The 646-nt window shown below is 68.7% G+C and carries 1 protein-coding gene; it reads right to left on the bottom strand.

The genetic code is table 11. The features are described from left to right. The coding region (locus tag ABE424_RS19130) for a transaldolase family protein (protein ID WP_346502009.1) at nucleotides 1-646 on the bottom strand (646 nt) is incomplete at both ends.

Raw genomic sequence — 646 nt, 5'->3', positions numbered from 1 at the left:
CGCCATCGGGTCGGCTGCCAGATCCGCCGCAAACCGCGCGCCATCGATCGGCGTCACCTGGACGGATTCCGCCGCACCGGCCACCAGCCTGCGCGGCAGTTCGCCGTGATCGGCGTCCAGCTTCTCCAGCAGGTCCGGCGAGATCGTCAGACGATCACAGCCCGCCAGTGCCTCGATCTGCGCCGTCGAACGGAACGACGCACCCATCACCACCGTCGGCGAACCGCGGCGCTTGAACTCGGCATACACGCCGCGCACGAACACCACGCCCGGGTCCTCATCGATGCTGGCCGGCGACTGGCCATTGGCCACATACCAATCCAGGATGCGGCCCACGAACGGCGAAATCAGGAATGCCCCGGCCTCGCTGCAGGCCAGCGCCTGGGTCGGGTTGAAGATCAGCGTCAGGTTGCAGTCGATCCCCTCGGCCTGCAGCTGGCGTGCCGCTTCCACGCCTGCCCAGGTCGCCGCGATCTTGATCAGCACCTTGCTGCGCGGCACGCCGGCCGCTTCGTACATCGCGATGAACTGGCGGGCCTTGGCCACCGTCGCCGCCGTATCGTGCGCCTGGTCCGCATCGACCTCGGTCGAGACCCGGCCCGGTACCAGCGTGCTGAGCAGCGTACCCACGCCCACGGTCAGCCGA

This window comes from Stenotrophomonas sp. TWI1149, assembly GCF_039673155.1.
Taxonomy (GTDB): Bacteria; Pseudomonadota; Gammaproteobacteria; order Xanthomonadales; family Xanthomonadaceae; genus Stenotrophomonas; species Stenotrophomonas maltophilia_AA.
This window is presented reverse-complemented; position numbering and strand designations above follow the sequence as displayed.